Origin of the sequence: Niallia sp. FSL W8-0635, from assembly GCF_038007965.1 — a bacterium.
In the GTDB taxonomy this organism is placed as follows: Bacteria; Bacillota; Bacilli; order Bacillales; family Cytobacillaceae; genus Niallia.
Window position 1 is genome coordinate 1,422,385 of the sequence record NZ_JBBOYD010000001.1, and the last position, 14,646, is coordinate 1,437,030.

The 14,646-nt window shown below is 35.8% G+C and carries 9 protein-coding genes; all 9 read left to right on the forward strand.

Annotated elements, in window-relative coordinates; all coding sequences use genetic code 11:
- Nucleotides 1-30: 30 nt before the first annotated feature.
- The 9 genes from NYE52_RS06725 to NYE52_RS06765 all read left to right on the forward strand — a co-directional run bounded on the left by NYE52_RS06725 (nt 31) and on the right by NYE52_RS06765 (nt 14,592).
- Nucleotides 31-705, forward strand: a complete 675-nt coding sequence (locus tag NYE52_RS06725) for an aspartate/glutamate racemase family protein (protein ID WP_341192363.1) — start codon at nt 31-33, stop codon at nt 703-705.
- Nucleotides 692-3,823, forward strand: coding sequence for a glycoside hydrolase family 2 TIM barrel-domain containing protein (locus NYE52_RS06730; protein ID WP_341192364.1), 3,132 nt, complete (start codon nt 692-694; stop codon nt 3,821-3,823). Before NYE52_RS06725 ends, NYE52_RS06730 begins: the two co-directional genes overlap by 14 nt.
- Entirely contained in the window at nt 3,816-5,882 is a 2,067-nt protein-coding gene (locus NYE52_RS06735; protein ID WP_341192365.1) for a beta-galactosidase, read from the forward strand. Before NYE52_RS06730 ends, NYE52_RS06735 begins: the two co-directional genes overlap by 8 nt.
- Nucleotides 5,883-5,901: 19 nt before the next feature.
- Complete coding sequence (locus tag NYE52_RS06740) at nt 5,902-8,316, forward strand: glycoside hydrolase family 95 protein (RefSeq protein WP_445669138.1); 2,415 nt, start codon at nt 5,902-5,904, stop codon at nt 8,314-8,316.
- A gap of 15 nt (nt 8,317-8,331) precedes the next feature.
- Nucleotides 8,332-9,039 (forward strand): GDSL-type esterase/lipase family protein, encoded by a 708-nt coding sequence (locus NYE52_RS06745; protein WP_341192367.1) that lies wholly within the window; start codon nt 8,332-8,334, stop codon nt 9,037-9,039.
- A gap of 316 nt (nt 9,040-9,355) precedes the next feature.
- Complete coding sequence (locus tag NYE52_RS06750) at nt 9,356-10,345, forward strand: ABC transporter permease (protein ID WP_341192368.1); 990 nt, start codon at nt 9,356-9,358, stop codon at nt 10,343-10,345.
- Between the two features lie 19 nt (nt 10,346-10,364).
- On the forward strand, nt 10,365-11,249 hold the full coding sequence (locus NYE52_RS06755) for a carbohydrate ABC transporter permease (protein WP_341192369.1): 885 nt from the start codon (nt 10,365-10,367) through the stop codon (nt 11,247-11,249).
- A gap of 82 nt (nt 11,250-11,331) precedes the next feature.
- A complete protein-coding gene (locus NYE52_RS06760) occupies nt 11,332-12,900 on the forward strand; it encodes an extracellular solute-binding protein (protein ID WP_341192370.1) in 1,569 nt (522 codons plus the stop codon).
- A gap of 129 nt (nt 12,901-13,029) precedes the next feature.
- The gene (locus NYE52_RS06765) at nt 13,030-14,592 is read left to right on the forward strand and encodes an extracellular solute-binding protein (RefSeq protein WP_341192371.1); all 1,563 of its coding nucleotides are present in this window, start codon (nt 13,030-13,032) and stop codon (nt 14,590-14,592) included.
- Nucleotides 14,593-14,646: the final 54 nt, after the last annotated feature.

Genomic DNA, 14,646 nt, shown 5'->3' on the forward strand with positions numbered 1-14,646 from the left:
TTATTCATTCATAATTTAGGAGGGTTTATGATGGTAAAAGTTGTTGCAATTTATACAGGCCAAGGCTTATCAGATCCTTTAAAGAAAGTATTTGATAAACAATTACCTCATGCAAAGTTGATTAATATTATCGACGACAGCATTATTACGGAAGTTGTTAGTGAAGGGAAAATCACAGCAGCAGTTAAAAAGAGATTGTTTCAATATTATCAAAATGCAGTAGATATGGGCGCAGATGTGATTTTAAATACTTGTTCATCGGTTGGGGAAGTTGTCGATATAGCTCTCCCCTTTATTGATATCCCAATTGTTAAAATTGATGAAGCAATGGCAAAGGAAGCAATTGAGCATTATGGAACAATTGGAGTTATCGCTACATTGCCATCAACATTAGAGCCAACAATTAGATTGATTCACAAGCATGCTGAAACAGGTGGTAAAAAAATAAAAATAATTAATGGTCTTGCAAAAGGAGCCTATGATGCTCTAATTAATGGCAGACCAGATCTTCATGATCAAATCATATTAGAAACAGCAGTTTCTTTAGCCAAACAAGTAGATGCAATTGTCCTTGCTCAAGGATCAATGGCGAGAATGGAAAAAGCATTGTATGAACACACGGGTATTCCTGTATTATCCAGTCCGACTAGAGGGGTTTGTGAAATTAAACGTTTATTAGGAGAATCTTTACATGCAGAATTATAATCGGGATATACAGGACTGGGAAAACCTTAGTATTCTTGGCCGAAATGTTGAGCCTCCTCGGGCACACTTTACCCCTTATCATAATTTGGAATCTGCCCTTCTTGAGGATAAGGTGCTATCGCCTTTTTACATGCTGCTAAGTGGACAATGGCATTTTCAATATGCAAACACACCTAACGAAATACCAAAAGGGTTTTATGAGGAAAATTTTAATTGTGATCAGTGGGATACAATTCAAGTACCTGGGAATTGGCAAATGCAGGGTTATGGACGTCCTCTTTATAGTAGTAGTAAATATCCATTTCCAATCGATCCACCATTCGTACCAAAACAAAATCCAGTTGGTTGCTATCTTAAAAGATTCTATCTTCCAGAAGGCTGGAGTAATAATCGCACTCATTTGGTCTTTGAGGGAGTTGACTCTGCTTTTCACTTGTGGATAAATGGCAAGTTTATTGGATATAGTCAAGGCAGTCACTTGCATTCTGAGTTTAATATTACAGAAGCACTAAGAACAGGGGAGAATGTTGTCGCTGTTCAAGTTTACCAGTTTTCAGACGGAAGTTACCTTGAAGATCAGGATAAGTGGCGATTAAGTGGAATATTTCGAGATGTGTACTTGAGTGGAGCTCCACAAGTTCAAATTCGAGATGCTTACATAAATACTGAATTAGATGCCCAATACCAGCATGCTGAATTGAAACTAAATATTGAATGGAATAATAATACTCACACTATAAGTACATCCAGGAATTTAAGGATTTCCCTTTTAGATCATAAGGATAGAATCATTCTTAATCAAACAGAAAAAGAAGTCATCTTAAATCCAGGAGAACATCGGAAGGAACAATTGAATCTCTATGTTGAAAATCCTCGTAAGTGGACTGCTGAGGATCCTTATTTATATAAGCTTTTGTTAACAATAGTTGATGAAGTTGGAAATATAGAAGAAGTAGTAAAGTTTAATGTTGGATTCCGGAGTGTTCATATCAAAAAGGGGCAGCTTTTCGTAAATGGCAAGGTCGTCATTCTAAAGGGAGTAAACCGAAACGAATTTGACCCTGAACTTGGATATGTTGTAACAATGGAATCGATGATTAAGGATATAAAATTAATAAAACAACATAATATTAATGCTGTAAGATGTTCTCATTATCCAAATGATACACGGTGGTTAGATTTATGTGACCAGTATGGCTTATATGTAATAGATGAAGCAGATCTTGAAACCCATGGTTTTCATTTTATTGGTAATGAAGGCCATCTATCTCAGAATCGTGAGTGGGAACATGCTTACCTTGATCGAGTTGTCAGAATGGTGGAAAGAGATAAAAACCATCCTTCTATTATTATCTGGTCTCTTGGGAATGAATCTGGTTATGGCTGTAATCATGAGGCAATGGCAAAATGGGTTCGTACCCATGATGCAACAAGACTGATTCATTATGAGCGTGCAAGAGAGGCAGAAGTTGTCGATATTGTTAGTGTTATGTATCCTTCTCTTGAAACTGTTATCGAAGAAGGAGAAAAAATGGATGAAAAAAGACCATTTCTTATGTGTGAATTTGGACACGCAATGGGAAACTCTGTCGGTAATTTAAAGGAGTATTGGGAGGCAATTTATAAATATCCAAGACTTTTGGGTGGGTTTATTTGGGAGTGGACAGATCAGGGGATCCTCCAACAAAAGGATTCAGGAGAAAAATGGTATGCCTATGGTGGAGACTTTGATGATCATCCGAATAGCGGTCATTTTTGTATTGATGGTCTCTTATTCCCTGATAGAAAACTCAAAGCGTCTATTCTAGAATATAAAAAGGTCATTCAACCTGTAAAAATAGATATCATAGATTCAACTAAAGGCTTAGTAAGTATATCTAATTATTATCATTATTTAACATTAGAGCATTTAAGAGGAATCTGGAAGTTGAATCAAGATGGAAAAGTAATCCAGCAAGGAGAACTGCCCCCTTTAAGTGTGTCACCTGGAAGTAAAACAATTTTAAATATACCTTTTGATTCAAGCCTAATTAAGCCTGGTTCAGAGTACTGGTTACATATAAATTTTAGTCTTCGTGAAAACCAATTATGGGCTGAGCATGGACATGAGGTTGCTTGGGAAGATTTATCACTTCCAGTATTAGAAAAGTTAGAGGATTTAAGGAGGACTAATCTACCTTCTCTAAGAAGGCAGGAAGATAATCATACACTTACCATCCTTGGAACAAATTTTAAAATAGAATTTTCAAAGGAAAATGGCAGAATTAGCGAAATGGAATATTTGGGAGTTCCACTTTTAAAAGAGGGACCGAAGATTAATTTATGGAGAGCGCCACTTGATAATGATGTGAACTTAAAGAAAGATTGGGTAGAGGCTGGATACAATCGGTTGGAATCTAATCAACTATCATTTTCTTCAAATTATGTAAATGATAGTACCATTCGAATCGATTCATTCTATACGCTAGGTGCAAATGGAGAAGGTATTTGCTTTTATCTTTCTAATCATTACACGATTTATGGAGATGGAGAAATAGATGTGATAACTTCTTTAAAACCAGTGGAAAATAGAACGCTTCCACCATTGCCTCGATTTGGTGTTTATTTGAAGATGACAGATGAATTTAACCAGTTTGATTGGTTTGGTCTAGGACCTCATGAGTGCTATTCCGATCGTAAAGAAAGTGGGAAATTAGGGATTTATAAGGGAACAGTAGAAGAACAATTTGTTCCATATATAAAGCCACAAGAAAATGGCAATAAGGCAGAGGTTCGATGGGCAACTTTAACGAATAAATTGGGAATCGGATTAATGTTTAGTGGAGTGCCGCTTATCAATACAAGTGTTCATCATTATACAACAGAGGATTTAACGGCAGCTAAAAACGTGGTGGATCTAATTAAAAGAGAGGAAACAATTGTAAACATAGATGACGAGCAAAGTGGAATTGGAAATCATAGCTGTGGATATGCTTCTACTCTTTCACAGTATTTGTTGGACACAAAAGAAAGGATATTTAACTTTAAAATGAGACCAATATCTTTGACGCTGGAATCACCAATGAACCTAAGGAGAAAAATGGTGAAAAGTGAGAAGGAAGTGACCATAAATGTTTAATAAAAAGGTTTCTAAACTCCTTTACGGAGGAGATTATAATCCGGAGCAATGGCCAAGGGAAATTTGGGATGAAGACATGCGACTATTTGATCTTGCTGGCATTGATATTGCAACACTTAATGTTTTTTCTTGGGCATTAAATCAACCTGATGAAAATACTTATAACTTTGAATGGCTGGATGAAGCAATGGGTTTACTCCATAAAAATGGTATTCATGTTTGTTTAGGAACAAGTACAGCAGCTCATCCTGCCTGGATGGCAACAAAATATCCAGATGTTCTTATAGTAGATTTTGAAGGGCGAAAAAGAAAGTTTGGGCGCAGACATAATTCCTGTCCTAACAGTCCTACTTTTAGAAAATATTCTCAAGCTATGGCTCAAAAATTAGCAGAAAGATATAAGGACAACCCAGCATTGTTATTATGGCATGTTAACAATGAGTATGGAGTGCATTGCTATTGTGAAAATTGCGAAAAAGATTTTCGTGTATGGCTAAAGGAACGTTATGGAACATTGGAGGAGTTAAACCGTGCATGGTATACCCGATTTTGGGGTCACACATTTTACTCATGGGATGAAGTGGTACTTCCCAACGTATTAAGTGAGCATTTGAACTTAAATAATCAGGATGTGACTTCCTTTCAAGGAATATCACTGGATTATGCTAGATTTATGTCTGATAGTATTTTAGATTGCTATAAACTAGAGAGAGATGCCATAAAAAAAATCATTCCCGATGCCGTAGTAACAACAAATTTTCAAAGCAATGGAACGTATAAACCTCTTGATTATTTTAAATGGGCAAAGGAACTAGATGTTATTGCCCTTGATAGTTATCCTACAAATGATATGCCGATGAGCCATACAGCGATGAGATACGATTTAATGCGAGGCTTGAAGGATGGAGATCCTTACCTTCTCATGGAGTCATGTCCAACCCAGCTAAATTGGAAACCACAAAATGCATTAAAGCGCCCTGGGATAAATAAGCTTTGGAGCTATCAGGTCATTTCACGTGGTGCAGACAGTGTTATGTATTTCCAGCTTAGAAGATCTGTTGGGGCATTTGAAAAATTTCATGGTGCTCTTATTGATCATGCGGGTCATGAGCATACAAGAGTATTTCGTGAATGTGCTGAACTTGGAAACGAATTGAAAGAACTTGGAGATACCTTCTTGGGTTCACGAGTTGATTCGAAAGTTGCCATTCTTTTTGATTGGGAGAATTGGTGGGCAATTGAATACTCTAGTGGTCCAACCGTGGAATTAAAGTATATAAATGAAGTACAAAAATATTATGATGCTTTTTATCAACAGAATATCCAAGTAGATATGATTGGGGTTGATACTGATTTAAGTAAGTATGATGTAGTTGTTGCCCCAGTTTTATACATGGTAAAGGAAGGATATTCAGAAAAATTGAACGATTTTGTGAAAAATGGTGGAACATTTATCACTACTTTCTTCAGTGGTATTGTAAATGAAAGTGACTTAGTTACATTAGGTGGCTATCCAGGTGAACTTCGGGAGCTTCTTGGAATTTGGGTAGAAGAAATTGATGCACTATTCCCAGAACAAAAAAATAGTATTGTCATGAAAGAGGATATCGAACAATTATCAGGTACATTTGAGTGTGGCATTTTATGTGACTTGTTGCATTCAGAGGGAGCAGATATTATAGCTGAGTATGGAAGAGAATTTTACAAAGGTATGCCTGTCATTACAAAAAATAAGGTTGGAAATGGTGAAGCTTGGTATGTAGCTTCGAGTCCTGAACCTAATTTTTTAAAGGGGTTATTATCATATATAAGCGAACAAAAGGGTATTAAACCTTTATTAGAGACTCCGGAACACGTAGAAGTTAGTTGTCGAAGCAAAGATGGGAAACAGTTCTTCTTTATTATGAATCACAATGAAGTCCCAGTAACTGTAAATGTTGGGAATGAGCTTTACCAAGATTTACTTAATAATATGGATGTAAGCGGAGATATTGTAATTCCCTCTAAGGGTGTTAAGATTCTTGAATATCAATATGAGAAAATTACAACAGGTAAATAAGAATAGACAGTGTAAAGGGGTGAGACATTTGAGTAATAAAAATAAAAAGCTTTGGTACAAGAAACCTGCTGAGGAATGGGTGGAATCACTCCCAATTGGAAATGGTAGGCTTGGCGGAATGATTTATGGTGGGATTAAGCAGGAACGAATTAGCCTAAATGAAGATACACTGTGGGCAGGCACTCCGAGAGAAGCAGATAATATTAAAGCATTTCAATACCTCGATGAAACGCGAAAATTAATTTTTGAAGGAAAATACCAAGAAGCTCAGACTATCATTGAAAATCATATGCTTGGACCTTGGTCTCATTCCTATCAGGCAATGGGCGATTTACATTTAGAGTTCAAGCATAGTTCTCAAGCGAATGGCTATGAGAGGCAACTGGATCTAAGTACAGCTATATTTCAAACAGAATTTACGAATCACGGAGTCCACTTTACACGAGAGACATTTGTGTCTGCGGTCGATCAAGTAATGGCGATTCGTTTAGAAAGCAACAAGCAAGGAGAACTTGATTTTGATGCTAGTTTAACTAGTCCATTGAATTATAGCTCTTATAAAGTTGAGAAAGATTATATTGTTCTAAAAGGTCAAGCTCCGAGTATTGTAGACCCAATGCATGATCAAACAGATGATCCTGTGAAGTATGATGATGGAAAAGGAATGACATTTCAAATACATCTACGAGCTATTGCGGAGGGAGGTCGCGTTGAAGTACATGGGTCTCGACTTATTGTAAAAGCAGCTAACGCTGTTACTCTTTTGCTTACTGCCGCTACTAGCTTTAATGGATTTAATAAAGACCCATTTATAGAAGGTAAGGATCCTCAGTGTTTGTGTGAGCAATGGCTTGAGTCTGCTTCCAGGTATTCTTATAAAGAATTGAAGGAGCGACATATTAAAGACCATCAAAAGTATTTTAATAGAGTAGATTTTGAACTTGAGGTTCCAGGTCATCCTTATCTCCCAACAGATGAACGTATTATGGCTGTAAGAGACGGTGAAAAGGATGATCAATTAGCTATACTATTCTTTCATTTCGGTCGCTATTTATTAATAGCCAGTTCTCGACCCGGAACTCAACCTGCTAACTTACAAGGAATATGGAATAACATGACACGTCCACCATGGACCTCAAATTATACAACGAATATCAATACTGAAATGAATTATTGGTTAGCAGAACCATGTAATTTAGCAGAGTTTCATACACCATTATTTGAGATGATGGAAGACTTACGGATAGCTGGAAATAAAATGGCGAAAATTTATTATAACTGTCGAGGCTGGGCTGCTCACCATGGTATTGATCTTTGGAGAACGGTTACTCCTCAAGGAGGACCATCAAAGGGGCCTGCAAGTTGGGCATATTGGCCAATGACGGGTCCTTGGTTATGTCAGCATTTATGGGAACATTATGCATATAGTGGTGATATTGAGTTTTTACGTACTACAGCATATCCAATTATGAAAGATGCGGCGCTATTTTGTCTAGATTACCTTGTTGAAGATGAGAACGGTAATTTAGTATCAGTTCCTTCTACTTCTCCGGAAAATACATTTATTGCACCAGACGGAACCCTTTCTTCTGTAAGTATGAGTTCTACGATGGACATCGCTTTAATGTGGGGACTATTTACTAATTGTATGGAAAGTGCTTATATTCTAGGGGAAGATCATGAGTTTAGAAGAGTGGTAGAAAAGGCACGAGATCGGTTATTACCTTTACAAATTGGTAAGCACGGTCAGTTACAGGAGTGGTTTCAAGACTTTGAAGAAGCAGAGCCAGGGCATCGTCATACAGCCCATTTATATGCACTGCATCCTGGAGGTCAAATCACCCCTAGATCAACTCCAGAACTTGCCAATGCGGTTAGAGTAACCTTAGAGCGTCGCCGTGTGTATGAGGGAACGGATACGATAGGTTGGTGTTTTGCTTGGAATGTTAACATGTACGCAAGGCTAGAAGAATCTGAATTAGCCTATGAATATTTAATGAAACTCTTAGTAAATCCATTCCCGAATCTATTTAATGCTCACCGTCATCCGAAGTTGAAATATTTTCCATTGACAATAGAAGCTAATTTCGGCGCTACAGCAGGAATGGTAGAGATGTTAATGCAAAGCCATAATGGAGAAATAGCCTTTCTTCCTGCACTTCCTGAAATGTGGAAGAAAGGCTATATAAAAGGAGTGCGTGCAAGAGGAGGGTATGAAGTAGATATCAAATGGGAAAATGGAGTTCTTAGTGAAGTGGTAATAAAATCAACACTTTCAGGATTATGTAAAATTAGGAGTAGCTTGACTATTCAAGTAGATGGTACGGACTATACTCCAAATAGTAAAGGAATAATTGAATTTAAAACAGAGGCAAATAAGGTCTACATACTTAGCCTTGTGCATGTAAAGACAGCCTTAAATGGAATAAATTAGAGGAGGGAAAATGACATGGTGACAATGTCAAGACCAGATGTGATTAGACCAGGACTTTTTGGTGGGGTAATCTCTGCAGATACACGAAGAAATGTTTTTGACTATCATAATGAAGTGTTAATTTCTCATCAGACAAAAATAGATTTCCTATTTATTGGAGATTCTATTACAGATATGTGGGACGTTGAAACTTATTTTGGAGGGAAAGGAAACCGGATTGTGAACAGAGGAATTGGTGGGGATATGACTCCCTATTTGTTACGCCGATTTCCAGCCGATTGTGTCCAATTAAAACCGAGATATGCCATTATTCTCATTGGTGTTAATAATACATGGGCGTTAGATGCATGGAGAGCATGTGATATTCCAAAACCAGGGAAATTACAAAAAGAGATTGTGGGAGATATCTTGAAAATGGTTAATCTTGCTATGGATGATGGAATTATACCAATAGTTTGTTCGATTCTTCCCACATGTATTGATACAAATAAACAAACTGAACAAAGAAATGAGTTAATTAATGCAATCAATCAACAGTTAAAAAAAGAAGCAGAAAATCTTTCTATTCCATTTGTTAATTATCATTCTTATTTAGTAGCTGAGGACGGTAAAACGTTAAAACCTGGCTTAGCTGAGGATGGACTTCATCCGCATGTACTAGGGTATAATATAATGGCAGATGCTTTACGCAAAGAATTAAGTAAATATAATATTTCCATCTAAATAAAGCACTTAGAAAGTTGATCCTATGTAAAAAGGGGTCAGCTTTTTTTATTAAGGAAAAGAAATAAAATGTAATGGTACTTAATTTTAAGACTTTTAATTAAAAATAAGCACTGTTAACTAGTTTAAAGGAAAGATAAAATTTAATTAAGAGTTTGATATATAAGGATTGTAATAAATGTAAACGCTTTGATTTTTCTGGGTGAAAATCTTATAAATAAGTACCTTAATCTTAAATTTCGTCAATATCTCAGTTAGACAGCATGGTGATAGAATTTAGAAAAATGGTATAGCAGATAGGAAAGGAGAGAGGGATTTGAAGAGTGAAACTAAGAAGTCTAGTGAAAATATACCAGTATTTAAGACCTCTAAACGACCGGTTTGGAAGCGCTTAAAGTCGCAGAAATTCCCACAGCTTTTTGTTTGGTCGGGCCTTATTGTTTTATTTCTTTTTCACTACCTACCAATGTTTGGAATTTTAATGGCTTTTAAAGATTACTCTATTAATGAAGGAATTAAGGGGATTTTTACAAGTGAATGGGTTGGTCTTAAGTATTTTAAGGAATTTTTTAATGATTACCAATTTGAAAGAATTATAAAAAATACCCTTTCTATTAGTTTCTTAAAATTGATTTTTACGTTTCCGGTACCAATTTTACTGGCTTTAATGCTAAATGAAGCTCGAAATAAATATGTGAAAAGAATTGTTCAAACTACAAGTTATTTTCCCCACTTTATCTCTTGGGTAGTTGTTGTTGGTTTGGTATCAGTTTTTTTATCAACTGATAGTGGGCTAATAAATAACTTATTATTGAAATTTGGAATAATAAAAGAACCGCTTGCGTTCATGTCTGATCCAGATAAATTTTATAGTTTAGCAGTAATAACAGCTATGTGGAAAGAAGCAGGGTGGTGGACGATTATATTTTTGGCAGCAATCAGTGGCATTGATCCCTCTCAATATGAAGCTGCAGAGATGGATGGTGCAGGTCGCTTAAGAAGAATTTGGCATATTACCCTTCCTGCAATTAGAGGTACGATCATTGTAGTATTAATTCTAGCAATTGGTAGTTTACTTGGTGGTGGTTTAGTAGGATCCAACTTCGAACAAGCATTTTTGTTAGGTAATCCTGTTAACGCTGAAAGTTCAGAAATCCTCCAAACTTATGCGTTTAAAATGGGATTGGCACAAGGACGTTATTCTTATGCAACAGCTATTGACCTATTACAGTCAATAATTGCTGTTATATTAATCTTTGGCAGTAACTGGTTAGCAAAGAAAACAACAAAAACAGGATTATTTTAATGAAGAAAGGAGGACTATGATGAGAAGAACAATAGAAGATAAAATCGTAGATGGCGTTAACTATACACTGTTAGCAATCATCTTTGTCATCACATTTTATCCTTTTTACTACTTAATTATCATTTCATTTAATGAAGGATTAGATGCATCATTAGGAGGAATTTATTTTTGGCCGAGAGAGTTCTCACTTGTAAACTATACAACAATTCTAAGTGATCCTAAATGGATAGCGGCATTTTTTGTCAGTGTCGCTAGAACATTAGTTGGGACGCTGTTAGGTGTATTATTTACTTGTATGGTAGCCTATGGTTTAGCCAACAAGAATCTATTGTTCAAAAATATTTATTATCCAATTTTTATCGTTGGAATGTATGTATCGGGTGGATTAATTCCATTCTATGTAGTTTTAAGACATTTACATCTACTAAATACATTTTGGGTGTATGTCATACCATCAATGCTTAATTTATTTCTATTACTTATAGCCATTTCTTTTTTTCGGGAAATTCCTTCTGAATTGGAAGAATCAGCGAGAATTGATGGTGCAAATGACTTGAAAATATTCTATTCTATTATCCTGCCAATCTCTAAACCGATTCTTGCAACTATGTCTTTATTTATCGGCGTTGGTCAATGGAATTCTTGGTTAGATTCTGCTTACTATGTACAAAACGAAAATTTGAGAACGTTAACATACAGAATGATTGAGCTAATTAATACGTCAAGTGTTCCGACAGACTTACAGGGTCCTGCAGTAGAATTAGCAACACAAGCAGCACAAGCAACTCCATTTTCATTAGAAATCACAGCAATGGTTATAGCGATTGTTCCAATTTTATGTGTTTATCCTTTCTTGCAAAAGTATTTTGTTAAGGGTGCAACAATTGGTGCTGTGAAAGGATGATCATTATGGTATTTACACTTAACTTAATAACGGTTAGCTTATTAAGTCAAGTGTTACTATAAAATATTCTAGGAGGCTTACCATGAAAAAGACGTTTGGAATGGGCTTTAAATATTTTGCAATTCTACTATTAGCTATTTCTATACTGGCTGGCTGTCAGAGTACTGACACATCTTCTGATACTAGCAAAGAAAACAAAGCAGCAGAAGATAAAGATGGAATAACTGAGCTTACCATGTTTGTGGATCAATCATTCTGGCCACTAAAAGATTGGTCTGGTGAAATTCCAGAAGAAATCATGAAAAAGACTGGTATTAAACTTAAGGTTCAAGTAGCTACTGATGGTCAACAATTACCTTTAATGATTTCATCTGGTGATTTACCAGATATGGTATTCACGACAAATCAGTTCCAGCAAATGTCCGATTCAAACGTATCCTATACATGGGATGAATTAATTGAAAAGTATAATATTAAAGACTTTGATATTGATCCTATGGCAAGGGTTCTTAATGAAGCTCCGAATGGAAAATTGTACTCAGTAAAAAATGGTTTTACTAACCCAGAAGATTTTCAAAATACACCAGCAGCGTTAGGAAACGTACCGTCTTTCGCATTTCGTCCTGATATTTTAGAAGAGCTAGGTAATCCCAAAATGGAATCCTTAGATGATTTAGTAGATGTATTGAAACAGGTTAAACAAAAATATCCTGATATGACTCCACTCGTTATGAATCCGAATGCAATTGGTCAATACTTCCGTGTTAATTTTGGTGCACCTTATCTTGGATGGGTGAATCTTGATGGTCAAGTAAAATATTACATTAGTCATCCAAACCAAAAAGAATACTATGTGTTTATGAATAAGTTATATCGTGAAGGTTTAATTACTGCTGAGAACTTTACTTGGAATGAACCGAATAAAGCAAAAGAAATGATTATTAATGGGCAAGCTTTTTCCATTAACAATGTAAATGCAACACCTACTATTAATTCTGAAATTAAAGCAGCTGGTAAAGATTTTGTGATTTCCCAAGCAACAAAATTAATAGGAGAAGAGCCTGCACTATATCCAGCGGCTGGAGGATGGTCAGGAACTTTTATTACGAAAAAATCTAAAAATCCAGAAGCTGCTATAAAATTCCTTCAGTTCATGCAAAGTGAAGAAGGGCAGAAACTAGGACTATGGGGAATTGAAGGGAAACACTGGACAATGGATAAGCCAATTGAAGAAGGGGGATATCCAGAATTTACATTTGATTCACAGGATGCTACTGAACAACAAAAAATTGGAGTAGTATGGTGGGGATTATTAGCAGATGATGGGATTTATGAGCAGGTTCAACGATATGTACCAGGAACTGAACAGACAGAAGCACAAGTTGATGCAAAACAGTATGTTGTTTCAAATCCATTGTTAGGTGCTATCAATCCACCTGCAGGATCTGATGAACAAGTTATTAAAGCAAATATTGATAATATGATTACCAATGAACAAGCAAAGATTTTCTTAGCAAAATCTGAAAAGGAAGCAGAAAAAGCATTTGATAATATGATGAAAACTGCAGAAAGTATTGGATTATCGAAGTTAGAAGATTATGCACAAAAACGCTATGAAGAAGCAACTCAACGGTATGAGGAAGTAAAATAATTTTATGTATATATAACATACTTTTTTAAGCGCTTTCTTATGATAGGTGATTGGGAATGGAAGAAAGTAATATTCACCATTCAATAAAGCTGAATGGTGAATATACATATTGAATTTAGGAGGCTTACAATGAAAAAGAGGTTTAGGTTAAGTAGTATATTTCTTACTTTGTTATTACTAGCTCTTTCATTTTTAACAGGATGCCAAAGTTCTGAAACCAATGGAGAGAATGATTCTAAAGCAAATTCGGATTCAGATGGTCCAATTGAATTAACGATGTTTGTTGATCAAACGTTCTGGCCATTAAAAGAGTGGTCAGGTAAAATTCCAGAAGAAATTACGAAAAGAACGGGTATTAAGCTTAAAGTCCAAGTTGCAACTGATGGGCAGCAATTACCATTAATGATATCTTCAGGTGATTTACCTGACATGGTTTTCACTTCCTCTCAGTTCCATACCATGTCAAATTCAGAAATTTCTTATACATGGGATGAATTGATTGAAAAGTATAACATAAAAGATTTTGAGATTGATCCAATGGCAAGAGTACTGAACGAAGGAGAAGACGGGAAACTTTACTCTGTAAAAAATGGTTTCACTAGCCCAGATGAATTTAAGAATACACCTGCTGCATTAGGAAATGTCCCATCATTAGCACTTCGACCAGATATTCTTAAAGAATTAGGGGATCCAAAGATTGAATCTTTAGATGACTTAGTGGATGTATTTAGACAAGTAAAAGAAAAATATCCAGATATGATTCCACTTGTTATGAATCCAAACGCTATTGGTCAGTATTTCCGTGTCAATTTTGGCGTTCCTTATCAGGGTTGGATGGAAGTTGGTGGAAAGGTAGATTATTACATTAATCATCCGGAACAATATGATTATTATATGTTCATGAATAAACTATATCGTGAAGGTCTCATTACGGCCGAAAACTTTACTTGGAATGAACCAAATAAAGCGAAAGAACTAATTATCAACGGTCAGGCTTTTGCGATTAATAATTTAAATGCAGTTCCAACCATTAATAATGAAATTAAAGCTGCAGGTAACGACTTTGAAATTGCTCAGCAAACGAAGCTTTTTGGTGAAAATCCTGGTTTATTTGCAGATAGCAGTGGATGGTCTGGTACATTTATAACAAAGAATTCTAAAAATCCAGAAGCAGCTATTAAATTCCTACAATTCATGAATAGTGAAGAAGGTCAGAAACTAGGTTTATGGGGTATTGAAGGGGAACATTGGACAATGGATAAGTCACTTGAAGAAGGGGGATATCCAGTATTTACTTTCGATTCCCAGGATGCGGTTGAACAACAAAAACTAGGAGTTGTTTGGTGGGGGTTACTAGCAGATAACGGTATTTATGAGCAAGTACAACGTTATGTTCCAGATTCGCCAACTTCTCAGGCTATGATTGATGCAAAACAATATGTAAATTCAGACCCTATGTTGGGTGCAGTCAATCCACCAGCTGGTTCTGATGCTCAAGTAATCAAAGCTAATATTGATAATATGATTACGAATGAACAAGCTAAAATTTATCTAGCAAAATCGGAAGCCGAAGCAAAGAAAGCTTACGAAAGCATGATGAAAACCGCAGAGGATATTGGTTTATCAAAATTAGAGGATTATGCAAATAAGCGCTACGAAGAAGTAGTTAAGAGATATAACGAGGTTAAATAATTTGTTTAGTCCATTTAGGTAAGGCATCCACGTCTTACCTAATTTTTTTAATAA

Coding starts and splice junctions, on each gene's coding strand:
- NYE52_RS06760 (WP_341192370.1), top strand. CDS start 11,332: ATGAAAAAGACGTTTGGAATGGGCTTTAAATATTTTGCAATTCTACTA.
- NYE52_RS06745 (WP_341192367.1), top strand. CDS start 8,332: ATGGTGACAATGTCAAGACCAGATGTGATTAGACCAGGACTTTTTGGT.
- NYE52_RS06735 (WP_341192365.1), top strand. CDS start 3,816: ATGTTTAATAAAAAGGTTTCTAAACTCCTTTACGGAGGAGATTATAAT.
- NYE52_RS06765 (WP_341192371.1), top strand. CDS start 13,030: ATGAAAAAGAGGTTTAGGTTAAGTAGTATATTTCTTACTTTGTTATTA.
- NYE52_RS06730 (WP_341192364.1), top strand. CDS start 692: ATGCAGAATTATAATCGGGATATACAGGACTGGGAAAACCTTAGTATT.
- NYE52_RS06755 (WP_341192369.1), top strand. CDS start 10,365: ATGAGAAGAACAATAGAAGATAAAATCGTAGATGGCGTTAACTATACA.
- NYE52_RS06725 (WP_341192363.1), top strand. CDS start 31: ATGGTAAAAGTTGTTGCAATTTATACAGGCCAAGGCTTATCAGATCCT.